Source organism: Sphingomonas sp. CD22 (genome assembly GCF_034556155.1).
Taxonomy (GTDB): domain Bacteria; phylum Pseudomonadota; class Alphaproteobacteria; order Sphingomonadales; family Sphingomonadaceae; genus Sphingomonas.
This window is the reverse complement of record NZ_JAYDYX010000003.1, coordinates 234,663-261,450: the sequence shown is the minus strand read 5'-3', so window position 1 is coordinate 261,450 and position 26,788 is coordinate 234,663. Positions and strand designations below refer to the sequence as shown.

The following is a 26,788-nucleotide window of genomic DNA, read 5'->3' as shown; positions in this document are numbered from 1 at the left end:
GCTCCCTTCGCGCTCCTGACGCGGGGGGTCAAGTCTTGCGCGCCGCTCGCCCACGCGGCACGAAGCGGAAAAGGGGCGAAATGATGCGTATCTATCTCGTGGTGGTCGATGACAGCCCGGAAGCGGAGATCGCGCTGCGCTTCGCCGCGCGCCGCGCGGTGAAGACCGGCGGCGGCGTCGAGATCCTGACCGTGCTGCCGCCGCAGGAGTTCATCGCCTTCGGCGGTGTCCAGGCGACGATCGAGGAAGAGGCGATGCAGCACGCCGAAGGACTCGTCGCGGCCGCCGCGGGCACGTTGGTCGAGGAATCGGGACTGCGCCCGGCGATCACCGTGCGCCAGGGCGAGGGCCCGAAGATCATCCGCGAGATGATCGCGGCCAATCCCGATATCGCCGCGCTGGTGCTCGGCGCCGCGCCGGCGGGGGCGCCGGGCAAGCTGGTCAGCCATTTTGCCGGATCGGACGCCGGCGCGCTGCCGGTGCCGGTGATGATCATCCCGGGCTCGCTCAGCCGCGAGGCGATCGACCGGCTGAGTTGATCGTCGCCGCAAGGGCTTGAAGGGCTTGAGCACGGCGCCGCGGCGCGTCACACTGCCTGATGATCATCGCTCCGCTCCTCGCCGCCGCCGCGGTCGCCGCCGCGCCCGTCCCCGCCCCCAGCCCCGCGCGGCTCAAGGCCAGCGTCGGCGCGCTCGTCGGCTTCGGCACCCGCCACACCTTGTCGACGACCAGCGATCCCAAGCGCGGCATCGGCGCGGCGCGCACCTGGGCGGCAGAGCAGTTCGCGGCGATCGGCCGCGACTGCGGCGGCTGTATCAAGGTCGAGCGGATCAGCCGGCGCTTCACCGGCCCGCGCGCACCGGACGGCGTGATGGTCGAGGACGTGCTCGGCATCCAGCCGGGCCGCGATCCCAATCGCGTCATCATCATCGGCGGCCATATCGACAGCCGCGTCACCGACGTGATGGACGCGACCAGCGACGCGCCGGGCGCCAACGACGACGCCTCTGGCGTCGCGCTCGTACTCGAAACCGCCCGCCTGCTGTCGAAGCGCACATTCGACGCGACGATCGTCTACGTCGCCTTTTCCGCCGAGGAACAGGGGCTATGGGGTGCCGAACTGCTCGCCGACACCGCCGCGACGCGTGGCTGGCAAGTCAGCGCGATGCTCAACAACGATATCGTCGGCAACAGCATCGGCCAGGGCGGCGTCCGCGACGCCGGCCGCGTCCGCGTCTTCTCGGAAGGCATCCGCGCCGCGGAGGACCTGCCGCAGCAGCAGCGCCGCCGCGGCGAGGGCGGCGAGGACGACGGCCCCAGCCGCGCGCTCGCCAAGACGATCGACGGCATCGCCGATGCGATCCCCGGCGGCTTCGACGTGGTGATCGACCGCCGCCCGGACCGGTTCGGCCGCGGCGGCGACCACGAACCCTTCCTCAAGCGCGGCTATCCCGCGGTGCGCTTCTCGGTCGGCGCGGAGAACTGGGATGCGCAGCATCAGGACCTGCGCACCGAGAAGGGCGTCGTCTATGGCGACACGATCGACCGGATGGATTTCGCCTATCTGGCGAAGGTCACCGCAATCAATGCCGCCACCGTCGCCCGCCTGGCCGCCGCCCCCGCCGCGCCGGCGAGCGTCGGGCTGGTCGGCGATCTGTCGCGCGACACGCAGGTGAGCTGGACGCCGGTGCCGGGCGCGGTCGGCTATCGCATCCGCTGGCGCGCCAACGACACCGCCGCCTGGGCGAAGTCGAAGGACGTGACCGGGACGAACGCGACGATGACGCAGCTGCCGGTGGACGACACGTTCTTCGCGGTATCGTCGCTCGGTGCGGACGGCAGCGAGAGCCTGCCGACCTTCGGCGGTCGCGCGGCGCGGCGGTGATGCCCCCCTCTTCATCCCGGCGAAAGCCGGGACCCATGGATGCGATGACCCAGCGTTACGCGCCGCCGCCGACCACATTATGACCATGGGTCCCGGCTTCCGCCGGAATGACGAGGGGATGGCCCCTACCGCCCTTTGCTCAGCCATTCCTCCAGCGTGTCCGGCCGCTCGCCGCGCTCCGGCGCACGGGCCGGCTCGGCGAACCCCTCGGTCAGCATCTGTGCGACCCGCCGGTCGCGCAGCGCCACCGAACGCTCGCCGATCACCACCGCGATCAGCCGCCGGCCGCCGCGCTTGGCCGAAGCCGCCAGCGCGAACCCAGCCTCGGCGGTATAGCCGGTCTTGATCCCGTCGGCGCCGGGATAGGCGCCGAGCAGGTGATTGTGGTTCTGCACCCGCCGCCCCGCCCAGCTGAACGATCGCGTCCCGAACGCGGCATAGCGGGCGGGATGGTCGCGCAGCAGCGCCATGGACAGCCGCGCGATATCCTGCGCCGTCGTCAGATTGGCGCCGGGCAGCCCGGTCGCGTTGGTGAACGACGTATCCTGCAACCCCAGCGCGCGCGCCTTCTGCGTCATCATCCGCGCGAACCGATCCTCGGTGCCCGCGATCGTCTCGGCCAGCGCCACCGCGACGTCGTTGGCGGAGATCACCGCGACCGCGCGGATCGCCTCCTCGACCGTCATCGTCGCGCCCGGCCGCATGCCGACCTTCGACGGCTGCATCGCCGCGGCATAGCGCGAGAAGCGCACCGGATCGCCCGGCCGCAGCGTTCCGGCATCGAGCGCGTCGAAGGTCAGGAACAGCGTCATCATCTTGGTCAGCGACGCCGGCCGGCGGACGATGCCGGCATTCTCCGCGAACAGCACGGTGCCGTCGCGGGCGTCGACCAGGATCGCCGAAACCGGCCGCGTCACCGCCGCCGCCGGCACCGCACCCCCGAGGCCGCCCAACAGAAACAGGGCGCCGCACCAGGCATGAACCGTGCGGCGCGTCACCATCGTCATGCCGCGTCCCTTATTGCGGAGCCTGGTCGTTCGGTGCCGCGGTCTCGTCGCGCGCCGGCGCCTCGTCGCGCGTCACCCGCGCGGTCATGCCGGTCGCATCGGCGTCGTCGAGCACCTGCGCGTCGGGCTTGATCGGCGCCTCGGGCGGCGGTTCGATGGCCGCGGCGGCATTGGCGTCCGGGGTCGGCTCAGGGATCGCGCTGGGCGTCTCGACCGGCGCGATCTCGTCGGTCGCGTTGGTCATCGGCTGGTCGAGGCCGAGCGCGTTATCGTCCATCGGCCCCTCTGGCTCGGACCGCGAGCAGGCGCTCACCGCCAGCAACCCGGCGGCCAGCGCCGCCACCGTCATCGTCTTGGTGCGAAAGCTCATCGTTTTCCTCGTCATCGTGCCGCAAGTGCCTGACGCGCCGAGCGCGCCTCGATCTTCGCCGCCAGCGTCCCGTCCCAGCCATAGGGATCGTCGCGGAAGTTCATCTGACCGCTGCCGCTGGCGAAGGCGGTCCAGTAGAGCAGATAGACCGCGACCGGCTTGGTCAGCCGCGCGCGCACCGTATCGCCCTTCGCCACCGCCGCGTCGATCGCCTCGGGCGTCCAGGTCGGATCGCCCTTCAGCAACAATTGCGCGAGGTCGGCGGGCTTCTCCAGCCGCACGCAGCCGTGGCTGGCGAGCCGGCTGAAGCTGGCGAACTTGGCGCGTGACGGCGTGTCGTGGAGATAGACCGAGAAGGCGTTGTCGAAGTCGAACTTGAACCGGCCGAGCGCGCTCTGGTCGCCGGCGACCTGTTGCAGGCGGGTGCCGTCGATCACGCGAAAGCCGTTGCGCTTGAAATAGCCCGGATCGCGCTTCTGCTTGGGCCACAATTCCTTGGTGGCGATCGAGGTCGGCACGTTCCACGGCGGATTGATGACGATGCTGTGGATCGTCGAGGACAGCATCGGCGTCTCGTCGCCCGGCCGGCCGGTGACCGCACGCATCGACATCACCGGCGCGTCGCCGTCGAACACGGTCAGCACCGCAGCGGCGATGTTCACCTGGATACGGTCGCGCGGCAGGTCCTGCGGCAGCCAGCGCCAGCGCTCCATATTGGCCATGATCTGCCGCACCCGCGCCGCGGTCGGCACGTTGAGCGCCGCCAGCGTCTGGGTCGAGACGGTGCCGGTCGGGTTGAGGCCATAACGGCGCTGCGCCCGGCGCACCGCCTCGACCAGTGCCGCGTCGAAGCTGGTGCCGCTGGTCGCGACGTCCTTGTCCTCGACCGCGAGCCGCTGGCGCAGCGCGATCACGCGCGCGCCGGTCGCGCCGAATCCGAGGTCGGGGCCACCCGCCAGCGTCGGCCAGCCACCCGCCGCGGCGATGCCGCGATAGCGATCGAGGCCCAGCTTCAGCCCGTCATAGCCGGCATAAGGCGGCGGCAGCGCCGCGAACCAGGCGGCGATCCGGTCGCGCTTCACCGCATCAGCGAAGCCGGGCAGCGGATCGAACACCGGCGGGCGCAGCCCCCAGTCGCGCTGGAAATCCGCTTCGGCGAGCCGACCGGCATGCACCGCACGGGCATGATCCAGCGCCTCGCGAACCAGCGCATCGCGCGCCTCGGCGGCCGCCGCCGGCGGCGGCACCAGCGCCAGCCCCTGCGCCATCGTATCCTTGCCGAGCAGCTTGGCGAGCTGCGTCGCCTGTGCCTCGGTCAGTTGCGGCAGCGGCACGGTCGGGATCACCACCGGCGGCGCGACCTGCACCGCCGGTAGCGGCATCACCGGCGCCGGCGGCGCGACCTGCGCGGAAATTGGCGCGATCGGCAGGAGCATCGCGGCCGTCATCACCGCCGCAGTCGTTCGTCTCATCATATTCCCCCGGGCAAACGCCCTTATGGAGTCCGTGGCACTATCCACCTCGCTCTAGGCTGAACGGGATGGCGCTGACTACGGGTAAGGTTCTGAAATGTTCGTCCCTTCGTCATCCCGGCGCAGGCCGTATCCATGGGTCCCGGCCTGCGCCGGGACTACGAAGGGTGGGAACGCAGGCCCGATCAATAACCCGCGTAGTCGCTGAACTTGGTGATCGTCGGGTCGAATTTCAGCACCACCTTGCCGGTCGAGCCGTGGCGCTGCTTGGCGACGATCAGCTCGGCGAGGCCGTAGACGCGCTCCATGTCGCTCGCCCACTTGGCGTGATCCTCGAACACCCGCGCCTCGTCGCCTTCCATCGGCCGCTTCGGTTCGCGTTGGCCGGTGTAATAATCCTCGCGGAACACGAACCAGACCATGTCGGCGTCCTGCTCGATCGAGCCCGATTCGCGAAGGTCGGAGAGCATCGGCCGTTTGTCCTCGCGGCTTTCGACCGCGCGGCTGAGCTGCGACAGCGCGAGCACCGGCACGTTCATGTCCTTGGCGAGCGTCTTCAACCCGCGCGAGATCTCCGAAATCTCCTGGACGCGATTCTCCTTGCCGCCCTTGCCGCCGCTGGTCAGCAGCTGGAGATAGTCGACCACGACGAGGCCGATCTCGTTGTTGTGCCGCCGCTGCAGGCGCCGCACGCGGGTGTGCAGCGCGCTGATGCTGAGGCCGCCGGTATCGTCGATGAACAAGGGCAGCGTCTCCAGCTCCGCCGCCGCGGCGGCGAGCTGGCCGAATTCGGCCTTGCTGATCTTGCCCATGCGCAGCGATTCGGAGCTGATGCCGGATTGCTCGGCGAGGATGCGCGTCGCGAGCTGGTCGGCGCTCATCTCGAGGCTGAAGAAGACGACCTTGGCGCCGACCGATTCGCTCGGCGGGATGCCGTCGGCCATGTCGCGCATCCAGCGCCGCGCCGCGTTGAACGCAATATTGGTGGCGAGCGAGGTCTTGCCCATGCCCGGACGGCCGGCGAGGATCATCAGGTCGGAATGGTGCATGCCGCCGATCTTGGCGTTGACGCTGTCGAGCCCGGTGGTGACGCCCGACAGATGGCCGCCCGAATTGAGCGCGCGCTCGGCCATCTTGACCGCCATCGTCGTCGCCTGCGCGAAGGTCTTGGTGGCGTTCTCCGCGCCGCCGTCGCCGGCGACCTTGTACAGCTCCTCCTCGGCCAGCTCGATCTGCGCGCGCGGATTGACCTCCTCGGACGTGTCCATCGCCCGGTCGACCAGCGTCCGGCCGACGCTGACCAGGGCACGCAGCATCGCGAGATCGTAGATCTGCGTCGCGAACTGGCGCGCGCCGATCAGCCCGGCGCCCGATCCGGTCAGGCTGGCGAGATAGGACGGCCCACCCAGCTCGCGCATCCCCTCGTCCGCCTCGAACATCGGGCGCAGCGTTACCGGCGTCGCGAGCATGTCGTTGACGCGCAGCGTCTTGATCGCCGCGAAGATGCGGCCGTGGACGGGCTCGTAGAAATGCGCCGGCTCCAGCCGGTCGAGCAGGTCGTCGGCGAGCCGGTTGTCGATCATCATCGCGCCGAGCATCGCGGCTTCGGCTTCGACGTTGCGGGGCAGCTGGAGCGGTTCGGCGGGAGTCGCCGGAATCGGGAATGCGAGTGTGGCCATGACGCCGATCATACCCCCGCGCGGCCCCGCCGGACAAACTCGTAATTGTCGTAATCGGCATCGCCCACTATCGGACGACGATGGCCGACCCGCGGATCATCGACGTGACGCTCGACGAGCACAGCATCGGCTGGCGCTCGGCCGACGTCGAGCAGGAGCGGCGGATCGCGATCTTCGACCTGCTGGAGGGCAATCATTTCGCGCCGCAGCGCGTCCATGCCGACGGCTATGCCGGCCCCTATCGCCTCACGCTCGAATCGGCGGAGGGACGGCTCGGCATCCACATCCACCGCGAGGATCACAGCCACCTCGAGACGCTGGTGCTCGCGCTCGGTCGCTTCCGCCGGTCGATCAAGGATTATTTCGCGATTTGCGATAGCTATTACCAGGCGATACGGGCCTCCACCCCGCAACAGATCGAGACCGTCGATATGGCCCGCCGCGCCGTCCACAACGAAGCCGCCGAAACGCTGCGCGAGCGGCTCGCCGGCAAGATCGAGGTCGATTTCGACACCGCCCGCCGTCTATTCACGCTGATCTGCGTACTGCACCTGCGCGGCTGATGGCGTCCTTCATCCTCAAGGCAGCCGGCGCACTCGTCGCGGCCGGGGCGATCGGCATCGGCGGCTGGAGCTTCGCGACCGGCTGGCATCCCGCCGCCAGCCAATATCCGCTGCAGGGCCTCGACCTGCCCGAAAACCCCGGCGCGATCGAATGGGGCACGGTGCGCGCACGCGGCGCCGACTTCGCCTATCTCGTCGCCACCTCGGGCAGGGATCGCCGCGATCCGGGTTTCGAGGCGAATTGGTCCGCGGTGCCCGACGCGGGGCTGCGCCGCGGCGCGGTCCACCTCTATTCGCTGTGCCAGCCGGGCGCCGACCAGGCGAATGCGTTCAACGCCTTCGTGCCGCGCACTGCCGACGCCTTACCCGCCGCGGTCGACGTCGATTACCGCGCCGACTGCACCGCCCGTCCCGACCGTGCCGACCTCGTCCGCGAGCTGCGCACCTTCATCACGATGGTCGAGACGCATACCCGCAAGCCGGTGCTGCTGCGCCTCAGCAAGCCCGTCGAATCGGAGTACACGATCTCGGCGGCGATCGAACGGCCGGTCTGGGCGACCGCCAATCTCTTCCCCCCCGCTTATGCCGCGCGTGCGTGGCGGATGTGGCGCGCGAGCGACATCCGCCGCATCGACGGTATCGAAGGCCCTGTGAACTGGGACGTCGTCGCACCATGACCCAAGACCCCATCGACGTCCCCGCCCGCCTGATCGCCGCCGCGCGCAATGCCGCCCGCCACGCGCACGCGCCCTATTCGCGCTTCGCGGTCGGCGCGGCGCTGCTGATGACCGACGGCAGCCTGATCACCGGCGCCAATGTCGAAAATGCGAGCTACGGCCTGTCGCTCTGCGCCGAGACGGTGGCGATCGCCACCGCGAGCGCCGCCGGGCGGCTGCGCGAGGTCGTCGCGGTCGGGGTGATCGGCGGCGCGATGGACGCCGACGGCCGCGCCACCGGTACCGCTCCGGTCAGCCCCTGCGGACGCTGCCGCCAGGTGCTCAACGAAGCCGCGCAGCTCGGCGGCCGCGATCTCGCGGTGCATTGCGGCGGCGCCGAAGGCAATGCGATCGCCAGCTACCGGCTGTCGGAGCTTCTGCCGCATGCATTCGGGCCGGCGGATCTGGGGATCGGCTGAGCCCGACGCCCGCCTGACGGAAACTACTCCGGCGGGGGCCGGGGCCCAGTTGGGCGGGCCGTGGTAAGCTATTTCCAGCCTTCACCCAACTGGGCCCCGGCCTTCGCCGGGGTGCATCGCGCATTTCGCAGACGGCCCAAGTGCCCCGTTGGTTAACCGATGAACTGCGCCATCATCGGCAATTGCACTTCGGCGCCGGCCGCCACACCCGCCGCGTCTTGGTCCGCACCGCCGGGCGCCGCGTATAGGTCACCGCATCCTCGAAGGTTTCGGTGGTCGTCGTCGTCACCACCGGCGCGCTCTGCACCACGACGGTGGTCGAGGACGCGCCAGGGTAATAAGAGCCGCCGCGATAATAGCCGCCGCTGCCGCTCGACGTCGTCACCGTCGTCGTGCCGTCCGCCGAACGCCAGGCCTCCCCGCCCGGTGCGTAGCCGACCGGCGGCGGCGGCGGCGCGCGATCCGGCGCGACCGGCACGTCATAGTCCCGGCGATAGGCGGGCGGCGGCGGTGGTGGCGGCGCGCGCCGATCCTCGGCACGATCGATCGCATAACCCGCCGCGGCGCCGACCCCGGCGCCGATCACCGTCCCGCCGAGGCGATTGCCGCGCCCGGCGATGACATTGCCGGCGACCCCGCCCGCCGCCGCGCCGATCACCGCACCGCCCAGGCCATCGTCGCGCCGCGCGTGGCTGCGCGGCTCATAGCTGCGGTCGTCGTAACCGCGGTCGTCATAGCCGCGATCGTCCGTGGCGTAGCCACCGTCGCCATAGCCGTCCCAATCGATGCCGTCGCGCGTGTCGAACACCGACCCGCGCGCGTCGATCAGCACCGCATCGTCGTAATAGCGCACCCAATTGTAACCCGGCATGGGGCGGCTGAGCCCATAGCCCTGCCAATCGGTGATGTAGAAGCGCGGTGCGACCCAATAGCTCGGCAAGGCATAGCCGCGGAACGGCCGGCGATAGGCGCTCCAGCCGCCGGGCGCGTTGGCGCCGCCCCACCAGCGACCGCCGACCTTGCTGCCCCAGCGCGGCTGCCCCGCGGGCACGGCCACCGGCCGGCGATAGCCGCCGCGCGGTGCCTGCCACGATTGCATCGTCTTGGGCGGCGCCACGCCCACGACCGGCGCGGGATAGCCGGCGCCGGCGCGCTGGCCATCGGGGCCATGCGCAACCATGCGCTGTGCGTCGGCACCACCGGCGGCACCCAGCACCAGGCCGGCCGTCGCAATCCACCACGTCCGCATCGTCTTCTCCCTGCTGCCCGTACGCCGCCCCCGACGCCGACGGTTAACGTCACATTAGCAATCCACCTATCATTTCGCCTGCGGAGTCGCCAGACCGCCGGCAGTCCCGTTTCGGATCAAAGGGTTCGAGTCGCCAGCAGCGTTGCGAGCGCCTCGCAGCCGGCGGCATCCTCGGCGTCGAACCGCGCGGGTTCCGGACTGTCGAGATCGAGCACGCCGACCAGCACGCCATCGCGCACGATCGGCACCACCAGCTCGGACCGGCTCGCCGCGTCGCAGGCGATATGGCCTGGGAAGGCATGGACGTCCTCGACCAATTGCGTCGTCCGCGTCGCCGCCGCGGTGCCGCACACGCCCTTGCCGAGCGCGATGCGGATGCACGCCGCCTTGCCCTGGAACGGCCCGAGCACGAGCTCGTCACCAATAAGCCGGTAGAAGCCCGCCCAGTTGAGGTCCGGCAGATATTGCCAGATCAGCGCCGAGGCATTGGCCATATTGGCGACGGCATCGGGCTCGTCCGCGGTCAGCGCGTCGAGCGCGGACAGCAGGTCGCGGTACAAATCGGCCTTCGAGCCGGCGGAGATGTCGAACTGGTACATGCCGCGCGATGTAGGGGCGATGCGGTGCGACGCATATACCGAAGACCCAATTCCTCCCCCGCCACGGGAAGCGATTGCATATGGCCGATCCTATCGACACCGTTCTTTTTGAGCTTCTCCGTCACCCCGGACTCGTTCCGGGGTCCACTCTGCGGCGAGGAGAACGGCTTCAGGGGATACCGCTCCCATGCGGCTCGGTGGACCCCGGAACGAGTCCGAAGTGACGTGGCTGATGAGGAAGCCGGTCGATCCTCTCCGGGGTCACCAATGTGCGAAAGCGACGGAGGACCTGCCCCTATTCCACCGGTACCCGCCCGCGCCCGGCCTTCACCGAGCTGCGCCCTTTCTTCTCGTCGACCCGACGCGCCTTCGCCGATTTGCTCGGCTTGGTCGGGCGGCGCTTCTTCGGCACGATCGTCGCTTCCTGGATCAGCGCGACCAGCCGTTCGCGTACCTCGCGCCGGTTCATCTCCTGCGAGCGGTTGCTCTCGCCGCGCAGCGTCAGCACGCCGTCCTTGCTGAGCCGCGATCCCGCCAGCACGCTCATCCGCGCCTTGACCAGATCGGGCAGATTGGGCGAGCCCCAGACGTCGAAGCGCAGCAGCACCGCACTGTCGGTGGTGTTGACGTGCTGCCCGCCCGGCCCCGACGACCGCGTGAAGCTCTCCTCCACCTCGCGTTCGTCGATCGCGATCGATCGCGTCACCTGGATCAGCGGCATCGCGCGCCGCCTAGTCCGCCGGCGTCGCCGACACGATCCCCGGCCATGGCCCGAACCGCTCGGGCAGCGGCGCCTCGGCGACGATCGGGTCCTTGTTGGCGCGCGGCACGGTCAGCGCCGCCGCATGCAGCATCATGCCGCCGGGTTCTCCCGCGCCATACACGGGATCGCCGACCACCGGCAGGCCGAGCCCGCTCGCGGCATGGACGCGGATCTGGTGCGTCCGCCCGGTCGTCGGCCGGAACTCGACCAAGGCATGATCGTCGCGGGTCGCGATCACCCGCCACGCGGTGCGCGACGCCTTGCCCTTGGGGTCCTCCACGATCCGCCAGCCCTCCTCGCGCGTGCTGGTCTTGCCGAGCGCCATCTCGATGACGCCCTCGCTCTCGGCGGGTATGCCGGAGAGGATCGCAAGATAGCGCTTCTCCACCTCGCCGCGCTCGAACGCCTGCTGGAAGCGCGCCTGCGCCTTGGGATTGCGCGACAGCAGGAGGCAGCCGCTGGTGTCGCGGTCGAGCCGGTGCACCGCCGTGGGCCAGCGCTGGAAGCCGAACTTCAGCGAATCGAGGTGATTCTCCAGACTGAGGGAGCCGTCGCGCGGTTTGTCGACCGGCAAGCCCGCGGGCTTGTCGATGACCAGAGCCTCGCCGTCGATGAACAATACGCGGTCGCCATGCATGAGAAACGCCTTGCCACTCCCTGCTCGTCCGCGCCAGAGGCGCGCGATGCGCAGTGCCGCTCTTCTGCTCGCCCCTTTGGCCCTCGCCGCCCCCGCGACCGCGCAGGTCTGCGCCGGCGCCTCGGCGACCATGGCGAGCGACGGCCGCGTTTACGGCCACCTTCCCTACGGCGACGCGCCGCCCGACGAGCTGGTGCCGGCGCCGGCGGGCTTCGCGCTCAACGGCTGCATGCTCCGCCGCGACGCCATCTCCGATCTCGAACGGCTGCTCGCCGCCGCGCAGGGCGATCCGGCGGTGATGGGGCAGCTGCGCGCCCTGTCGTGCCACCGGTCGATCATCCGCCAGGCGAGCGTCTTCTGCCGCGAACATCCCGATGCCGGTGGCGATCCCGACGCGACCCGCGCCATCTCCGTCGCGCCGCCCGGACACAGCGAACATTCGACCGGCTATGCGCTCGACTTCGCCGTCCGCCCCGCCAACGGCTGCCCCGATGCCGAGGCGTGCATGGCGGCGACGCCGGCGGCGCGCTGGCTGGTCGCCAACGCGCCGCGCTTCGGCTTCGAAATGTCCTTTCCCGGCGGCAACAAGCAGAATGTGAAATGGGAGCCGTGGCATTGGCGCTGGGTCGGCACCAGCGCGACCGCCCCCGGTGCCGCCCGCGCGCGCTTCATCTTCGCCAAGGCACGCGCGCAATTTCCCGCCAATCCGGGGGTTGATGCGGTACGGACCATCGCCAAGGTCGTGCCGATCGTCTATGTCGCCTTACCGGCCTGGCCTGCGCCGGACCTCAAGAAGAAGAAGCGTCGCCGCTGACGCACCAGGAGGGTCCATGTTCGTCGACTTCCGCGACCAAGTGCCTCCCCCCCGCTGGGAACCCAAGCCGCCGCCACCGCGCCGCCTGACCCCGCGCCAGCGCAAGACGATGGAAGTGGTGGTCGGCTTCAACCTCGTGATGCTGCTGGTAGCGCCGCTCGGCGGCGCCACCATCCTGCAAGCGATCGGCGCGCTGCTCCGCTAGATCCGGCTGTCGCGAGCGCTCGGCAAAACGCCCCCTGTTCCCCGGCGGAGGCCGGGGTACGACCTTGGTGTATCGCGGGCCGCCGTTCGAAGGCGCCCCGCTATTGCCGGATATACCGGAAATACCACACTTCGTGCCCCTGCCGCCGCGCCTTGCGTTCGTAGCGCGTCTCCGGCCAATCGTCGGGCCGGGTCAGGAAGTCCGCCGGCGTCCGCGCCGTCCAGACGAAGTCGCGGCGCTGGTTCATGATCATCATCGCCCAGCGGCAATAGGTCGGATCGTCGGTGCCGAGCCGAAATTCGGCGCCCGGCTTCAGCTTGGCGGCGATCGCGTCGAGCGGGCCGTGGTTGATCATCCGCCGCTTGGCGTGGCGCGCCTTCGGCCAGGGATCGGGGTGGAGCAGATAGACGCGGCTGAGGCTGGCATCGGGCAGCCGCTCGACCACTTCGAGCGCATCGCCCATGTGCAGCCGCACGTTGGTGAGGCCGCCGTCGCGGATATGACCGAGCGCGCCGACGACGCCGTTGAGGAACGGCTCGCAACCGATGAACCCAGTCTCGGGCCGCAGCGTCGCCTGACCCGCGAGATGCTCGCCCGCGCCGAAGCCGATCTCCAGCTCCAGCGGGCGCTCTTGCCCTTCGGCGTCGCCGAACAGCACCCGTGCGTCGAGCGGCCCCGCTTCCGGCACGCTCAGCGGCGCCAGCGTCTCCTCGACCAGCGCGGCCTGGCCGATACGCAGCTTATGGCCCTGACGACGGCCGTAGAGACGGCGGATGGTGGCGGGATCGTTCATGGTGGCGCGCCCTAGAACACAAACCGCGACAGGGAAACGCCGCAATCGCCCACACCGCGCGGAGCAAAGCGGGGCGGCGGTCCGTTGCACCGCCACATGACCGACGACGCCTCCGATGGCGACGGCCTCAAGGCCGCCGACGCCAAGACGCTCCACCGCACGGTACGCGAATCGGGTGAGGACGAGTTGCGCCGCCCGGCGCTGCAGCTCTTCTGGTCGGCGCTCGCCGCGGGGATCGCGATCAGCGTATCGCTGCTCACCGAGGCTGCGCTCCATGCCGCCTTGCCCGACGCGCCGTGGCGCCAACTGGTCAGCGGCCTAGGCTATCCCATCGGGTTCATGGCGGTGATCCTGGGCCGGATGCAATTGTTCACCGAAAGCACGATCACCGCGATGCTGCCGCTGGTGACGCGGCCGTCGCGCTGGGCGCTGGCGCGTACGCTGCGGCTGTGGGGCATCGTCCTCGTCGCCAATCTGCTCGGCACCGCGCTCGCCGGGCTGGCGATCGCCACCGGCGCGATGGGCAGCGACGCGATCCGCCATGCCGCACTCGCCATTTCGATGGGGATCACCGAATTGTCCGCCGGCCGGACCTTCATCAACGCGATCCCCGCCGGCTTCATGATCGCGATCCTCGCCTGGGCGCTGCCCAATGCGCGCAGCCAGAGCGTCGCGGTGATCTTCGCCTTCACCTATATCCTGACGATCGCCGGCTTTAGCCATTCGATCGTCGGCTCCAGCGAGGCCTTCCTGCTGCTGTTCGCCGGCCAGACCGGCGTCGTCCAGACGCTGGCGGGGCTGATCGCGCCGGCGGTGCTCGGCAATCTCGTCGGCGGTGCCGGCATTTTCGCGGTACTCGCGCACGGACAGGTACGCGGCCAATCGCCGCAGGGAGAAGAGCAGTGAGCAAGTCGGGATCGGGGGCGAAAACCGCCGCCAAGAGGGTCGAACGGGCGGATCGCCAGTTGACCAACGAGGCGGCGGCGAAGCGCGATACGGCGCCGGTCCGCTTCGCCAGCTTCCTCGGCGAGGTCGCCGACCAGCCGCAACTGATCACCGCCTCGATCGCCACGATGGCGGCGGGGCTGGTCGGGCGGCGGCCCGACATGGTCCGCGGCGGCGCGCGGATGCTCGCCGCGCATCTCGTCGCCACCGGCGTCAAGAGCGCGATCAAACGCTCGATCGACCGCACCCGCCCCGCCAAGGCGATCGACGACGGAGACCATCGCTTCGAGGCCGGCGACAGTCACGATCACGACCTCAGCTCGTTCCCGTCGGGCCACACCGCCGGCGCGGTCGCAGTGGCGCGCGCGGTCTCGCGCGAGGTCGACGGGGCCGCGACCCCCGCCGCGCTCGGCGTCGCCGCGGTCGCCGCGATCCAGCCGGTCGCCGGCAACCATTATCTCTCCGACGTGCTCGTCGGCGGCGTGATCGGCTGGGTATCGGAAGCCTTGGTCGATGCGCTGTTCAACCGCGTCGTGCCGCCGTCCGCCAGCCGGAAAGAACCACTTCAGGGATAGTTGTATTGGGTTTCCTGTGGAGCCCATGATAGATAACCGATACGGCAGCGTTATGAACACCCCTCCCGAACCCTCGCGCGAAAAGCGCAACAGCGTCATCGTCCGCGCCGCGGTCAGTGTGCCCGGTGGTTCGCCGGTCGAGCGCCGGGTGCGCAATCTGTCGCGCTCGGGCGCCTGTATCGAGAATGCGGGCGACTTCGCCACCGGCATGCTGCTGCGGCTGGAAATGGGTCATATCACCGAGCTGACCGGCGAGGTCGTCTGGGTGAAGGACCGGCTCGCCGGCGTCCGCTTCGCCGAACCGATCGACCTCGACGAAGCACGCAAGCCGCGCGGTGTCGGCGCGGTGCCCAAGGCCGGCTGGATGGCCGATATCAACGACGCGTATCGGCGATAAGGCGGTGGTGCGCCCGGCCCGTGCCGGCACCGCGCGCTATTTGCCCCGATAAGAAAACACCCTCCTGCGTCCAGCGACGCGGGAGGGTGCCGATCATGCACGTCGGATCGGACGGATCAGGCGACCGCCGCCTTCAGCCGGTCGACCAGATCGGTCTTTTCCCAGGTGAACAGATCGCCCTCGGGCTCGCGGCCGAAGTGACCATAAGCCGCCGACTTGACGTAGATCGGCGCATTGAGCTTGAGATGCTGGCGAATGCCCTTGGGGGTCAGGCGAACGAGCTGCGGCAGCACCTGCTCCAGCTTCGCCTCGTCGACCGTACCCGTGCCATGCGTATCAACATAGACCGACAGCGGCTCGGCAATGCCGATCGCATAGCTGAGCTGGATCGTGCAGCGCTTGGCGAGACCCGCCGCGACGACGTTCTTGGCGAGATAGCGCGCGACGTACGCCGCCGAACGGTCGACCTTCGTGGGATCCTTGCCGCTGAACGCGCCACCACCGTGCGGGGCGGCGCCGCCGTAGGTGTCGACGATGATCTTGCGGCCGGTGACGCCCGCGTCGCCGTCGGGGCCACCGATCTCGAACGCGCCGGTCGGGTTGATATAGACCTTGGTCTCGTCGGTGACGAAGCCCTCGGGCAGCGTGCTGGTCAGCACGCCGGTGACGTAATCCTTGAGCACGTCATATTTGGCGGCATCGGCGTTGTCGCCCTGCAGGCAATAGCCCGCCTTGTGCTGCGTCGAGACGACCAGCGCCACCGCACGCGTCGGCACGCCATTCTCGTATTGCAGCGTCACCTGACTCTTGGCGTCGGGCTCGAGGAACGGCGCCTTGCCCGAATGACGGTCGGCCGCCATCGTCTCGAGGATCTTGTGGCTGTAATAGAGCGTCGCCGGCATCAGGCCGGGCGTCTCGTCGGTCGCATAGCCGAACATGATGCCCTGATCGCCCGCACCCTCGTCCTTGTTCGAACCCTCGTCGACGCCCATCGCGATTTCCGCCGACTGGCCGTGGAGGTTGTTCTCGAAGGTGAAGCTTTCCCAGTGGAAGCCCGACTGTTCGTAGCCGATCCGCTTCACCGTGGCGCGCACCGCGGCCTCGATCTCGGCAAGCGCGCCCTCGGCCCAGGCGCCGTTCTCGTACACGCCCTTGCAGCGGATTTCGCCCGCCAGCACGACGAGATTGGTGGTGGTCAGCGTCTCGCAAGCGATACGCGCCTCCGCGTCCTTGGACAGGAACAGATCGACGATCGTGTCGCTGATCTGGTCGGCGACCTTGTCGGGATGGCCTTCGGAAACGGACTCGGACGTGAAGATATAGCTGCTGCGCATCACTGCCTCATAACGATATAAAGATGCCTTTATATGTCGCTCCTACCGCGCGCGGCGGCGGATGGCAATCGCCGCCGCCGCGAAGACCAGCGCAACGATCAACGCCGCCCAATTCCCCAATCGACTGAACACTGTAGGCGGCAGCGCCGGCGGCATCGGCAGCTCGATCGCGCCCGCGGTCTCGTGCGGGACGGTGGCGAGCAGCCGTCCGTCGGCGGCGATCACCGCCGAAATCCCGGTCGGAGTCGAGCGGACGATCGGCAGTCCCTCCTCGATCGCGCGCATCCGCGCCTGCGCGAGATGCTGCGGCGGCCCCCAGCGGCCGAACCACGCATCGGTCGACGGGTTGAAGAGGATCGCCGGCCGATGCGCCTCGTCGACGGTGCGGCCCGAGAAGATGATCTCGTAGCAGATCTGAAAGCCGATCGCGCCGAAGCCGGGGATCGTCAGCGTGCGCGGACCGGGGCCATCGTCGAAATCGAAATCGCCCGGCACCAGCCGCGCGAGGCCGAGCGGCTTGAGCAGCCACGGCATCGGCAGATATTCGCCGAACGGCACCAGATGCGCCTTGTCGTAGCGGCCGACGATGCGCGCGCGGGCATCGAGCGCGAACACCGAATTGGACGCGCCCGCGACATCGCCCTTGGCGTCGAACCGCAGCGGCGTATGGCCGGTCATCAGCACGTCGCGCGGGCCGAGCAGCCGCGCCAGCCGCCAGCGGTTGAACAGCGGGCTTTGGCCGAAATAGATCCAGCGCGGATAGCCGCTTTCCAGATAGTCGCGGATCACCCCCTCGGGCCACAGCACCAGCCGCGGCCGCGGTCCGGGCGTTCCCGACTGGCGGATCAGCGCGGCGAGCATCACCTCCTGATCGCCCTCGCCGCGCGCGTCCTGCCCGACATTGGGCTGGACGACGCGCAGCAGCGGCGCATCACGCCGTGCGGGGGGTGCCTGCGTCCACAGCGCCGACACCGCGGCGAGCACCAGCGCCGCCGCCAGCCCGGCCGGCACGCGCCAGCGCCGCTGCGGCAACAGCAGCAAAGACACCGCGGCCAGCACCGTCACGCCCGACAGCGCATAGGTCCCGATCCACGCCGACAGCCGCGCGACGCCGATCACCGGCAGCCAGATCACGCCGATCGGGTCCCACGCATAGCCGCTGAACAGGACGCTGCGCAGATATTCGCTGGCGATCCACGCCGCCGCGAAGACCAGGGCATAGCCGGCGTCGGGCCGCTCGCCGCGGCCGAAGCGCCAGCCGATCCCGGCGGCGGCCATCGGGAAGATCGCCAGATACAGCGCCAGCCCGATCGCGGCGAAATAGCCGAGCACCGGCGGCATCTTGTCCTGAAAGTCGAAGGCGTGCTGGAACCAGTTGTTGTTGATCGTGAAATGCCCGACGCCCCAGCACCAGCCGAGCCACAAGGCCCGCCGGCCGGTGTCGGCGCGCTGGACGAGCGCGGCGAGCCCGGCGAGCCCGACCAGCGTCAACGGCCAAAGCTGCAACGGCGCGAACCCCGTCGCGGCGATCGCCCCAAGGATCAGCGCGACAAGGGCGGGACGGCGGGAAAGAAAGGCGGGCATGCGGCGCCGTGTAGCGCGCGCCAAACCCGATGTCCTCCCCCCGCTTGGAAGTGACTCGCATGCCTTCCCGGACCACCCCGCGCTCTGGACGTGTTCCGGAGTGACGCATGGCTGGTCGTCATCGGCGACCCCCAAATTCCTCCCCCGCCAGGGGGAGGGGGACCGTTCGGCGCCAGCCGAATGGTGGAGGGGGAGGATAGGGTAGAGCATTGTTATCGAAGTTTACCCGTCCTCCCCCTCCGTCACGCCTTCGGCGTGCCACCTCCCCCTGGCGGGGGAGGAATTGAGCGGTAGCGCATGCCGTCACCCGTCCCTACCTTCGCGTCATGTCCCTACGCCCCTTCCACCTCGCGTTCCCGGTCCACGATCTCGCCGCGGCGCGCGTCTTCTACGGCGGCGTGCTCGGTTGCCCGGAGGGCCGCTCCAGCGACCAATGGATCGACTTCGACCTGTTCGGCCATCAGATCGTCGCGCATCTCGACCCTGCGGCCCGCGCCGTACAGGTCGCCAACGAAGTCGACGGCCACCACGTCCCCGTCCCCCATTTCGGCGTCGTGCTCACCATGGCCGACTGGCAGGCGCTCAGCGAGCGCGTCGCCGCCGCCGGCGTGCGCTTCGGGATCGAGCCGCACGTCCGCTTCCGCGGCGAGGCGGGCGAGCAGGCGACGATGTTCTTCTCGGACCCATCGGGCAACGCGCTCGAGTTCAAGGCGTTCGGGGACGATGCGATGCTGTTCGCCACGACGAAGGATCACCAATGAGCGCCCCGATCGAACTCAACATTCCCCATCAGCTCGGCAAGACCGCGGTGCGCGAGCGGCTCGACGGCGGCATCGGCAAGATCGGCCGGCTGATCCCCGGCGGCGCGCAGGTCGAGCATCACTGGGAGGGCGACACGATGCATTTCACCGTCGGCGCGATGGGCCAGTCGATCGGCTGCCGCGCGACGGTATCCGACAGCAACGTCCATGCGATCGTCGACCTGCCCGGCTTCCTCGGCCTGTTCGCCGGCAAGATCCGCGACGTGATCCAGCAGGAAGCCCCGAAACTACTGAAGTAGAACATAATCCTCCCCCGCCAGGGGGAGGGGGACCGTTCGGCGTCAGCCGAATGGTGGAGGGGGAGGAAAGGGCGGAAGCGCAGTCATGACACTCCGCCCTTTCCTCCCCCTCCGTCACCGCTTCGCCGTGCCACCTCCCCCTGGCGGGGCAGGAATGGGTCTCACCCCATGTGCCGCTTGTCGAGCTTCCGCGCCAGCGTCCGCCGGTGCATCCCCAGCCGCCGCGCCGCCTCGGAGATGTTGAAGTCCGCGTCCGCCAGCGTCTGGTGGATATGCTCCCATTCCAGCGTCTTGATCGAGGTCGGCGGCGCCGCGGCGATCGTCGCGCCCGCATCGCCGTCGATCCGCGCGAAAGCCGCCTCGATATCGTCGGTATTGGCCGGCTTGGTCAGATAGTTGGTCGCGCCGAGCTTGATCGCCTCGACCGCGGTCGCGATGCTGGCGAAGCCGGTCAGCACGACGATCTTGATGCCCGGATCGATGCCGTGGATCGCCGCCACGCAGGTCAGTCCCGACGCACCGCCCAGCCGCAGGTCGACCACCGCATGATCGGGCTTGAAGTCGGTCACCGCCGCCTCCAGCCCGTCGGGCCCCGGCAGCATCGTCACCGCATAGCCGCGCCGCTCGAACGAGCGCCCCAGCGTCCGCGCGAAATTGGCATCGTCCTCGACGATCAGCAGCCGTCGCCCGCTCATGCTCCCTCCTCCAACGCCAGCGCCGCCATCGGCAGCCGCAGCACCATCTCCGCCCCGCCCGCGATGTTGCGCGCCGCCAGCGTGCCGCCAAGCGTCCGCAGCACGTTGGTGGCGAGGAACAGCCCAAGCCCCGCGCCGCGCCGTTCCTTGCTGGTGTTATAGGGCTTGCCGATCCCGGCAAGCACCGCCGGCGGAAAGCCGCTGCCATCGTCGCGCACGGTCAGCACGATCGTCTCTTCCGCCACCGTCGCGGTGAGCGTGATCGCCGACGCACCCGCCTCCGCGGCATTGTCGAGCAGATTGGTCAGCGCCTGCCCCAATGCGCGGTCGGAAACGATCGGCCGATCCTCGCCGATCCGATCCTCGAACGTCACCGTCCCCGGCCAGACCGCAACGATCCCCGACAGGAAGCGGCGCAGCGTGGTGCGTTCGGGCGCCTCGCCGGTCACCTCGCCCGCGGCGAACAGGATGCCCGACACGATCGTCTTGCAGCGCATCACCTCCGCCTGCATCTCGTCCACCTCGGCCGCGAGGCGCGGTTCCGTGCGGATCGCCGCCTCGCTCTTCCAGTCGCCGAGCAGCACGAGGATCGACGACAGCGGCGTACCGAGTTCATGCGCCGCGCCGCTCGCGAGCAGGCCCATGCGGACGATATGATCCTCCTCGGCCGCACGCTGGCGCATCGTGGCGAGATGCGCGTCGCGGCTGCGCAGATTGGCGGCGATGCGCGTCACGAACAGCACCAGCAGCACCGCGGCGAGCACGAAATTGGCCCATAGCCCGATGACATAGACCGGCGACAGATGCGTCGCGAACCCCGCCGGCACCGCCAGCGGCGGGCTGAGCAGCGCGACCAGCGCGAGCGCCACGGAGGTCAGCCCGACCAGCGCCCAGCTCGTCCAGGCATGGAGCAGCACCGCGCCCATGACGACCTGCAACAGATACAGCGACACGAACGGATTGGATGCCCCGCCGCTGAGATAAAGCTGCACCGACAGCGCAACGACATCGCAGGCCAGCGAGCCGAACAACTGGAAATTGGTCACCGGCCAATGCGGATGCCCCAGCCACGTGATGACGTTGAGCATGACGAGCGCCGCGAGCACCACCCCCATCGCGACGATCGGCAGGCGGATGCCGAGCCCGTAATGGACGATCAGGATCGCCGCGAGCTGCCCGCCGACCGCCATCCAGCGCAGCAACACCAGCAACCGCATGTTGCGCGCCGCGGCATCCTCGGGCGCGGGCGGCGGCAAACGGGGCGGCTGGGTCGGCATCGTCAGAGATGTAGGCGCGTTTGCGGCGGAGCGCCACGCGCGGGGCAGCGGGGTAGGTACAGCCATCCAGCCAGCACGGTGCTCCTGCCGCCGCAGGAGCCTTAGCGGAGTTGACGGAGAGGATGTCGAGGCGGCCCGCCCATCGGCAGGCCGCCCCCTCGCCTCACTTCAGCTTCGCGGCCGTCTCGGCGATCCGTTTGCCCTGATAGCGCGCGCCGGCCAGTTCTTCCTCATGCGGCTGGCGCGAGCCGTCGCCTGCCGAGATCGTCGTCGCGCCATAAGGCGAGCCGCCGCGGACCTCGTCGACGCCCATCTGCCCCTGGAAACCATAATCCAGACCGACGATGGTCATGCCATGATGCAGCAGGTTGGTGATGATCGAGAACAGGGTCGTCTCCTGCCCGCCATGCTGGCTGGCGGTCGAGGTGAACGCACCGCCGACCTTGCCGACCAGCGCGCCCTTCGCCCACAGACCCCCGGTCGTGTCCCAATAGGCCGCCATCTGCGCGGGCATCCGGCCATAGCGGGTCGGTGCGCCGACGATGATCGCGTCATATTGCGCGAGCGCGTCCGGCCCCTCGATCTCGGGATGCGCGGTATCGGTCTTGAAGTGCGCCGCCTTGACGACCTCGTCCGGCGCCGTCTCGGCGACGCGGCGGATATCCACCTCGGCACCGCCGGCGCGGGCGCCTTCGGCGACAGCGTCCGCCATCTGCTCGATATGGCCGTAGGACGAATAATAGAGCACCAGAACCTTGGTCATCCGAACGTCTCCAATGTGCGTGTCGCACCCTAAATGGTCCCGCAGGGACGGCGCGTAAACGGAAACGCTGGAAACCGACCGTTTCCACGCTAGGTTCCGAGGCCCCGGCGTCAGACACCCATTAAGGCGCCGAGCCGGGGATCGCGCGGGGCCAAGATATCGAAGAGAGCGAGTGCCTCCAGCGCCGGCCGGGCCTCGATCATCGCCGCTTCTGCCGCCGCCACGTCGGCCGGTTCCGCTGCCGGGTCGAGCCAGATCGCCGCATTGGCAAGGAACGCTGCCACCGTTCCCTTGCGCAGCGTCATGCCGCCACGTTCGATATGGCTCGTATCCCCCGGAAGTATGTCTTCAGCACGCATGCCGTCCGCTCCGTCTGTGTCCGTTCATTATAGAAAACGGCCTCGGCCGCACGACGCCGTCGGCGAAACCATGGCACCCGGTCGTCTGCACTGATAGCGGTGACCCGATCGCCAGCGAAGGACCCGCAATGCGCCTACCCGATCTCGAAGCCTGGGCGATCTTCGCCGCCGTCGCCGAACATAATTCGTTCAGCGCCGCCGCCGATGCGATCGGGCTCAGCAAGGCGACCGTGTCGAAGGCGATCACCCGGCTGGAAGAGCAGATCGGCCAGTCGCTGTTCCACCGAACCTCGCGCCGGCTCGCGCTCACCGAGGCGGGCAAGCCGCTCGCCGCGCACGCCGCGCGCATCCTCGCCGAGGCGCAGGCCGCAGAGGAAGCCGCGCGCGACGCGTTGAGCGCGCCGACCGGCCGCGTCCGCCTCGCCGCGCCGATGAGCTTCGGCGTGCGCAACGTCGCGCCGCTGCTCGCCGAATTCCTCGCCGCGCATCCCGGTATCGAGATCGACCTGCACCTGTCCGACGCGCGCGTCGACATCGTCGCCGAGGGCTTCGACGTCGCGCTGCGCATCGGCGACCTGCCCGACAGCAGCCTGCGCGGTCGCCGCCTGTGCGACATCCGCACGCATCTGGTCGCCGCCCCCGCCTATCTCGCCGCGCATGGCACGCCCGCGCACCCGTCCGAACTCGCCCGCCACCGCGTGCTCGGCTATTCCAACGTGCTCGCGCCGTGGCGCTTTCAGCATGTCGACGGCAGCGATGTCGCGATCCGTCCGCAGGGGCCGCTGATCGCCAACAGCGGCGAGGCGCTGATCCCGACGCTCGTCGCCGGGCTCGGCATCGCCCGCCTGCCCGGCTTCATCGTCGGTCCGCACATCGGCGGCGGCGCGGTGGTGACGATCCTGCCCGACTGGTCCGCCGCGCCGATCGGCCTCCACCTGCTCACCCCGCCGAGCGCGCTGCGCCCGGCGCGGGTCGAGGCGCTGATCGCCTTCCTCTCGGGCCGGCTGCGCGACCCCTGCGCCGAGGCGGATCAGCCCGCGCGCGCGACCTGAAAGCCGGCGAACGACTGGCTGACCGGCATCAGCTCGAGCCGGTTGATATTGAGGTGCGGCGGCAGCGTCGCCACCCACAGCATCGTCGCCGCGATATCCTCCGCGGTCATCGGATCGGCACCCTTGTAGAGCGCGTCGGACGCCGCCTGGTCGCCGCCGTTGCGCACCGTGGTGAATTCGGTCTCCACCATCCCCGGCTCGATCGAGGTGACGCGCACCCCCTTGCCGTGCAAATCGGCGCGCAGGCCGAGCGAGAATTGCTCGACGAACGCCTTGGTGCCGCCATAGACGTTGCCGCCGCTATACGGATAGGTCGCCGCCACCGACGACAGATTGATGATCGCCCCCCGCCGCGCGATCAGTCCCGGCAGCAGCCGGTGGGTCAGCGATACCAAAGCGGTGACGTTGGTCGCGATCATCGTCCGCCAGTCGTCGAGGCTCGCCTCCTGCGCCGGTTTGGTGCCGAGCGCGAGGCCGGCGTTGTTGATCAGCAGATCGATGTCGCGCCAGCCCTCCGGCAGCCCGGCGATCGCCTTGCCCGCCGCCGCCTCGTCGGCGACGTCGAAGGCGAGCGTATGCACCGCCTCGCCGAGCCGCGCGCGCAACGCGTCGAGCCGCTCGACGCGTCGCCCGGTGCCGACCACCCGCCACCCCGCGCCCACGAACGCCGCCGCCGCCGCCGCGCCGATGCCGGCGGTCGCGCCGGTGATGAAAGCCGTCTTGGTCATATCGTCTCCGCTGATCCCATCGCGCTGCGTCAAAGCGGGACCGCCCTACAATGATCCCCCGCCGCGCCGCCAGCGATAGAGGCGGGCGAAGCTCGCGAGCGCACCAAACGCACGCCGTAACGCGAGCCCGATCGAAATCGCCACTCCAGTGCTCCTGCGAAAGCAGGAGCACTGGAGTGGCGAGCGCCGTAAGGCGTTGGTTCGCTTGGTCCTAGGCGGGATCGACATTCAACTCGTGAACGATGACAATTCCTCCCCCGCAAGGGGGAGGTGCGCGGCGAAGCCGTGACGGAGGGGGAGGACACGGAACGGACGCGTCACTTACCTCCCCTCCGTCATGCCTTCGGCATGCCACCTCCCCCTGGCGGGGGAGGAATTCAACTGAATGTAGGTCGGCGCTACGCTCCTGCTTTCGCAGTAGCACTGTGCTGCCCGGTACGGACTCTCGCGAAGGTCTCGACCCGTCGACACTCCCTCGGGGTCGACGGTTCTTCCCCGCGGATGCCAGAACGAGTCCGGCATGACGGAGATCGGACGAACGCCCCCCAAACCGCAGGAACCCCCACCATCCCAAGACGTTACGCCACATCAACGATCCACGGAGAAATACGGGTGTCGAGACCGGACCAGCCGGCCCTTCGATCGGCGGATGCCGAGCTGCTGCAACTCCTCACCCTGTTGCGCGACCGCGACTATCGCTTCGTCACCCCGACCCCGGCGACGCACGCCCGCGTCCTTGCCCGTCCCGATCGGCAGGATGCGCGCTGCGTCGAGGACATGCTTGGCTGGAGCCTGCCCTATCGCCCCGGCGACTGCGACCCGGCGATCGAGGCGCTGCTCGACCGCGCCGGCCTCACTGCGCCCGCGGGGGATCGCCGCCGCGCGACGATCCGCGTCTCGCGCCTCCACGACCATCTCTTCATCCACTCGGCGTATCCGACCGACGATGCCGACGCGGTCTTCTTCGGCCCGGACAGCTATCGCTTCGCGGACCTGATCCGCGACGAATTGCGCGACTGTCCGGCACGCGACGGCGCGCAGATGGTCGATATCGGCACCGGCTCGGGCGTCGGCGGCCTCGTCGCCGCCACCGCCTGCCCGGGGCTGCGCATCCATATGACCGACGTCAATCCGGCCGCATTGCGCTTCGCCCGCATCAACGCCGCCGCCGCGGGCATCCGTGCCGACTTCCACGAAAGCGACAGCCTTGCCGCGATAGCGGGCGAGATCGACGTCGCCACCGCCAACCCGCCCTATGTCATCGACAGCGGCAAGCGGCTCTACCGTCACGGCGGCGCGATGCACGGCGGGCAGGTGTCGCTCGACATGGCGGTGATGGCGATGGACCGGCTCGCCCCCGCCGGCCGGCTGATCCTGTACACCGGCAGCGCGATCGTCCGCGGCCACGACCAGCTCGCCGCCGCGCTCGCCGAGGCGGCGGCGGCGCGCGGCTGCACGATGCGCTATCGCGAGATCGACCCCGACGTCTTCGGCGAAGAACTGGAGAACGACCTATACCGCGACGTCGATCGCATCGCGCTGGTCGCCGCGGTCGTCACCCGCGCTGGCTAGCCGCATCACCGCCATGTCGGCGGTGACGTTGCCGACGGTGCGGAACAGATCGGGGATCGTCTCGACCGCGAGCAGCAGCGGCAACAGCTCCACCGGCACGCCGAGCGCGAGGCACACCGGCCCGATCGTCGCGAAGAACGACACCTGCGCCGGCAGCCCGACCGCGGCGAGGCTGACGGCGGCGGCCACCAGGGCGCCCATCACCAGCATGCCGATCCCCGGCGACACGCCGTAGACCGCCGCCAGATACAGCGCGACCGCGATATTGGCGGCGGCGCTCGCAGCGCGGAAGATCGACACCGCGAGCGGCAGGATGATCCCCGCCGCATTGCGCTCGACACCCAGCGCGGGCGCCGCCTCGATCATCGCCGGCAGCGTCGCCAGCGACGATTGCGTCGACAGCGCGACGACCTGCGCCGGCAGCGCCGCCTTGGCGAAGCGCAGCGGCGACAGCCCGCCGCCGACCAGCACGACGACATAGGCGAGCACGGCGATCAGCAGGCACGCGCAGGCGACGATCACGACATACTGCGCCAGCACCGCGACCGCGCCGCTCCCCGCCCGCGCGCCGAGCCCGAAGGCGAGCGCGAACACGCCGATCGGCGCGACCAGCAGCACCCATTGCACGATCACCAGCATCGTCTCGGCGATCGCGCGGAACATCGTCTGCAACGCGCGTTGCAGCTCGGGCGCGACGCGCGCCGCCGCAAAGCCGAAAAACAGGGCGAACACGACTAGCGGCACCATCGCCGTCTCCGCCGCCGCCTTTATCGGATTGGTCGGGATGATGTTGCCGAGCCAGTCCCCCGCCCCGCCGATCACCGGCACCGCGCCGACCGGTCGCAACGCCGCCGCATCGCCGACCGGCCACAGGTGCAGCAGCAAGGTCGTGCTCGCCGCCGCCGCGAGGCACCCGCCGCACAGCAACGCCGCGAACCACAGCAACGCGCGCAACGCCACCCGATCCTGCCGCGCGTCCTGCGCCGCACCGAGGATGCCGGTGACGAGCAGCGAGAAGACGAGCGGCACCACCGTCATCGTCAACGCATCGAGCCACAGCCGCCCGACCGGCCCGCTAATCGCCAGCAGCGCCCCGGCGAACGACCGTCCGCTGACGACCGCCCCGCCGATTAACCCGAGCGCGAGGCCGGCAAGTATGCGCAGTGCGGATCGGTTCAACGCGCCATCGCCGGTCGATGGCGGAACCCAAATCCATCCTGCGCAGGCTTCACGTAATTCCTCCCCGATCGTGCCGCGCACCGAAGCAGGAAGCAGA

General features: G+C 69.5%; 31 protein-coding genes. 14 read left to right on the top strand and 17 right to left on the bottom strand.

Features of this window, described 5'->3' with window-relative positions:
* The first annotated feature begins 83 nt into the window (after window positions 1-83).
* Window positions 84-539 (top strand): universal stress protein, encoded by a 456-nt coding sequence (locus SFC76_RS07585; protein WP_322848879.1) that lies wholly within the window; start codon window positions 84-86, stop codon window positions 537-539.
* Between the two features lie 59 nt (window positions 540-598).
* Window positions 599-1,885 carry a M20/M25/M40 family metallo-hydrolase gene (locus tag SFC76_RS07580; protein ID WP_322848878.1) on the top strand — a complete coding sequence of 429 codons (1,287 nt, stop codon included), beginning with the start codon at window positions 599-601 and terminating at the stop codon, window positions 1,883-1,885.
* A gap of 125 nt (window positions 1,886-2,010) precedes the next feature.
* Here SFC76_RS07580 and SFC76_RS07575 read toward each other — a convergent pair whose 3' ends face one another.
* The 4 genes from SFC76_RS07575 to SFC76_RS07560 form a co-directional block, all read right to left on the bottom strand.
* On the bottom strand, window positions 2,011-2,892 hold the full coding sequence (locus SFC76_RS07575) for a D-alanyl-D-alanine carboxypeptidase family protein (RefSeq protein ID WP_322848877.1): 882 nt from the start codon (window positions 2,890-2,892) through the stop codon (window positions 2,011-2,013).
* A 10-nt stretch (window positions 2,893-2,902) separates the two neighbouring features.
* Window positions 2,903-3,262 carry a hypothetical protein gene (locus tag SFC76_RS07570; RefSeq protein WP_322848876.1) on the bottom strand — a complete coding sequence of 120 codons (360 nt, stop codon included), beginning with the start codon at window positions 3,260-3,262 and terminating at the stop codon, window positions 2,903-2,905.
* A gap of 11 nt (window positions 3,263-3,273) precedes the next feature.
* The gene (locus tag SFC76_RS07565) at window positions 3,274-4,734 is read right to left on the bottom strand and encodes a L,D-transpeptidase family protein (RefSeq protein ID WP_322848875.1); all 1,461 of its coding nucleotides are present in this window, start codon (window positions 4,732-4,734) and stop codon (window positions 3,274-3,276) included.
* 185 nt (window positions 4,735-4,919) lie between these two features.
* Window positions 4,920-6,413, bottom strand: coding sequence for a replicative DNA helicase (locus tag SFC76_RS07560; RefSeq protein ID WP_322848874.1), 1,494 nt, complete (start codon window positions 6,411-6,413; stop codon window positions 4,920-4,922).
* 80 nt (window positions 6,414-6,493) lie between these two features.
* Between SFC76_RS07560 and SFC76_RS07555 the strand changes: the two genes are divergently transcribed.
* Genes SFC76_RS07555 through SFC76_RS07545 form a run of 3 tightly spaced genes read left to right on the top strand, consistent with a single transcriptional unit; the run spans window position 6,494 to window position 8,111 of the window.
* The gene (locus tag SFC76_RS07555) at window positions 6,494-6,976 is read left to right on the top strand and encodes a UPF0262 family protein (RefSeq protein ID WP_322848873.1); all 483 of its coding nucleotides are present in this window, start codon (window positions 6,494-6,496) and stop codon (window positions 6,974-6,976) included.
* Window positions 6,976-7,653: a GH25 family lysozyme gene (locus tag SFC76_RS07550; protein ID WP_322848872.1), complete on the top strand. Its 678-nt coding sequence runs from the start codon at window positions 6,976-6,978 to the stop codon at window positions 7,651-7,653. The genes SFC76_RS07555 and SFC76_RS07550 overlap by 1 nt, the downstream gene beginning before the upstream one ends.
* On the top strand, window positions 7,650-8,111 hold the full coding sequence (locus SFC76_RS07545; RefSeq protein ID WP_322848871.1) for a cytidine deaminase: 462 nt from the start codon (window positions 7,650-7,652) through the stop codon (window positions 8,109-8,111). Before SFC76_RS07550 ends, SFC76_RS07545 begins: the two co-directional genes overlap by 4 nt.
* A gap of 172 nt (window positions 8,112-8,283) precedes the next feature.
* On the opposite strand, the gene SFC76_RS07540 is transcribed toward SFC76_RS07545, so the two are convergent.
* The 4 genes from SFC76_RS07540 to SFC76_RS07525 form a co-directional block, all read right to left on the bottom strand.
* Window positions 8,284-9,360: an RcnB family protein gene (locus SFC76_RS07540; RefSeq protein ID WP_322848870.1), complete on the bottom strand. Its 1,077-nt coding sequence runs from the start codon at window positions 9,358-9,360 to the stop codon at window positions 8,284-8,286.
* Window positions 9,361-9,476: 116 nt separating this feature from the next.
* Window positions 9,477-9,959, bottom strand: a complete 483-nt coding sequence (locus SFC76_RS07535; RefSeq protein WP_322848869.1) for a GAF domain-containing protein — start codon at window positions 9,957-9,959, stop codon at window positions 9,477-9,479.
* A gap of 295 nt (window positions 9,960-10,254) precedes the next feature.
* Window positions 10,255-10,680 carry an alternative ribosome rescue aminoacyl-tRNA hydrolase ArfB gene (arfB, locus tag SFC76_RS07530; RefSeq protein WP_322848868.1) on the bottom strand — a complete coding sequence of 142 codons (426 nt, stop codon included), beginning with the start codon at window positions 10,678-10,680 and terminating at the stop codon, window positions 10,255-10,257.
* Between the two features lie 10 nt (window positions 10,681-10,690).
* On the bottom strand, window positions 10,691-11,359 hold the full coding sequence (locus SFC76_RS07525) for an RluA family pseudouridine synthase (RefSeq protein WP_322848867.1): 669 nt from the start codon (window positions 11,357-11,359) through the stop codon (window positions 10,691-10,693).
* Between the two features lie 46 nt (window positions 11,360-11,405).
* On the opposite strand from SFC76_RS07525, the gene SFC76_RS07520 reads away from it, so the two are divergent.
* Entirely contained in the window at window positions 11,406-12,173 is a 768-nt protein-coding gene (locus SFC76_RS07520; protein WP_322848866.1) for a M15 family metallopeptidase, read from the top strand.
* 16 nt (window positions 12,174-12,189) lie between these two features.
* Window positions 12,190-12,378, top strand: coding sequence for a hypothetical protein (locus SFC76_RS07515; RefSeq protein WP_322848865.1), 189 nt, complete (start codon window positions 12,190-12,192; stop codon window positions 12,376-12,378).
* A gap of 100 nt (window positions 12,379-12,478) precedes the next feature.
* On the opposite strand, the gene trmB is transcribed toward SFC76_RS07515, so the two are convergent.
* Complete coding sequence (trmB, locus tag SFC76_RS07510) at window positions 12,479-13,171, bottom strand: tRNA (guanosine(46)-N7)-methyltransferase TrmB (RefSeq protein WP_322848864.1); 693 nt, start codon at window positions 13,169-13,171, stop codon at window positions 12,479-12,481.
* A 96-nt stretch (window positions 13,172-13,267) separates the two neighbouring features.
* Between trmB and SFC76_RS07505 the strand changes: the two genes are divergently transcribed.
* From SFC76_RS07505 to SFC76_RS07495, 3 genes are read left to right on the top strand one after another with little or no spacing between them, the layout of a single operon-like run.
* The gene (locus SFC76_RS07505; RefSeq protein ID WP_322848863.1) at window positions 13,268-14,077 is read left to right on the top strand and encodes a formate/nitrite transporter family protein; all 810 of its coding nucleotides are present in this window, start codon (window positions 13,268-13,270) and stop codon (window positions 14,075-14,077) included.
* Window positions 14,074-14,691, top strand: coding sequence for a phosphatase PAP2 family protein (locus tag SFC76_RS07500; protein ID WP_322848862.1), 618 nt, complete (start codon window positions 14,074-14,076; stop codon window positions 14,689-14,691). The genes SFC76_RS07505 and SFC76_RS07500 overlap by 4 nt, the downstream gene beginning before the upstream one ends.
* A 52-nt stretch (window positions 14,692-14,743) precedes the next feature.
* A complete protein-coding gene (locus SFC76_RS07495) occupies window positions 14,744-15,088 on the top strand; it encodes a PilZ domain-containing protein (protein ID WP_322848861.1) in 345 nt (114 codons plus the stop codon).
* A gap of 116 nt (window positions 15,089-15,204) precedes the next feature.
* On the opposite strand, the gene metK is transcribed toward SFC76_RS07495, so the two are convergent.
* Window positions 15,205-16,422 (bottom strand): methionine adenosyltransferase, encoded by a 1,218-nt coding sequence (gene metK / locus SFC76_RS07490; protein WP_322848860.1) that lies wholly within the window; start codon window positions 16,420-16,422, stop codon window positions 15,205-15,207.
* Window positions 16,423-16,464: 42 nt separating this feature from the next.
* Window positions 16,465-18,006, bottom strand: a complete 1,542-nt coding sequence (gene lnt, locus SFC76_RS07485; RefSeq protein WP_322848859.1) for an apolipoprotein N-acyltransferase — start codon at window positions 18,004-18,006, stop codon at window positions 16,465-16,467.
* A 326-nt stretch (window positions 18,007-18,332) separates the two neighbouring features.
* Between lnt and SFC76_RS07480 the strand changes: the two genes are divergently transcribed.
* Window positions 18,333-18,767 (top strand): VOC family protein, encoded by a 435-nt coding sequence (locus SFC76_RS07480; protein ID WP_322848858.1) that lies wholly within the window; start codon window positions 18,333-18,335, stop codon window positions 18,765-18,767.
* A complete protein-coding gene (locus SFC76_RS07475; protein WP_322848857.1) occupies window positions 18,764-19,066 on the top strand; it encodes a polyhydroxyalkanoic acid system family protein in 303 nt (100 codons plus the stop codon). The genes SFC76_RS07480 and SFC76_RS07475 overlap by 4 nt, the downstream gene beginning before the upstream one ends.
* Before the next feature lie 161 nt (window positions 19,067-19,227).
* On the opposite strand, the gene SFC76_RS07470 is transcribed toward SFC76_RS07475, so the two are convergent.
* From SFC76_RS07470 to SFC76_RS07455, 4 genes are all read right to left on the bottom strand, one after another.
* Complete coding sequence (locus SFC76_RS07470; protein ID WP_322848856.1) at window positions 19,228-19,761, bottom strand: response regulator transcription factor; 534 nt, start codon at window positions 19,759-19,761, stop codon at window positions 19,228-19,230.
* Entirely contained in the window at window positions 19,758-21,038 is a 1,281-nt protein-coding gene (locus tag SFC76_RS07465; RefSeq protein ID WP_322848855.1) for an ATP-binding protein, read from the bottom strand. The genes SFC76_RS07470 and SFC76_RS07465 overlap by 4 nt, the downstream gene beginning before the upstream one ends.
* A 163-nt stretch (window positions 21,039-21,201) precedes the next feature.
* On the bottom strand, window positions 21,202-21,801 hold the full coding sequence (wrbA, locus tag SFC76_RS07460; protein WP_322848854.1) for an NAD(P)H:quinone oxidoreductase: 600 nt from the start codon (window positions 21,799-21,801) through the stop codon (window positions 21,202-21,204).
* A gap of 110 nt (window positions 21,802-21,911) precedes the next feature.
* Window positions 21,912-22,160: a hypothetical protein gene (locus SFC76_RS07455; RefSeq protein WP_322848853.1), complete on the bottom strand. Its 249-nt coding sequence runs from the start codon at window positions 22,158-22,160 to the stop codon at window positions 21,912-21,914.
* A gap of 128 nt (window positions 22,161-22,288) precedes the next feature.
* Here SFC76_RS07455 and SFC76_RS07450 point away from each other — a divergent pair, with 128 nt between their 5' ends.
* On the top strand, window positions 22,289-23,212 hold the full coding sequence (locus SFC76_RS07450; RefSeq protein WP_322848852.1) for a LysR family transcriptional regulator: 924 nt from the start codon (window positions 22,289-22,291) through the stop codon (window positions 23,210-23,212).
* Here the strand turns inward: SFC76_RS07450 and SFC76_RS07445 are convergent.
* Window positions 23,191-23,940 carry an SDR family NAD(P)-dependent oxidoreductase gene (locus SFC76_RS07445; protein ID WP_322848851.1) on the bottom strand — a complete coding sequence of 250 codons (750 nt, stop codon included), beginning with the start codon at window positions 23,938-23,940 and terminating at the stop codon, window positions 23,191-23,193. The genes SFC76_RS07450 and SFC76_RS07445 overlap by 22 nt on opposite strands.
* A gap of 612 nt (window positions 23,941-24,552) precedes the next feature.
* Between SFC76_RS07445 and SFC76_RS07440 the strand changes: the two genes are divergently transcribed.
* Entirely contained in the window at window positions 24,553-25,512 is a 960-nt protein-coding gene (locus SFC76_RS07440) for a class I SAM-dependent methyltransferase (RefSeq protein WP_322848850.1), read from the top strand.
* On the opposite strand, the gene SFC76_RS07435 is transcribed toward SFC76_RS07440, so the two are convergent.
* Window positions 25,453-26,691, bottom strand: a complete 1,239-nt coding sequence (locus tag SFC76_RS07435) for a dicarboxylate/amino acid:cation symporter (protein WP_322848849.1) — start codon at window positions 26,689-26,691, stop codon at window positions 25,453-25,455. The two genes, SFC76_RS07440 and SFC76_RS07435, sit on opposite strands and share 60 nt — an antisense overlap.
* Window positions 26,692-26,788: the final 97 nt, after the last annotated feature.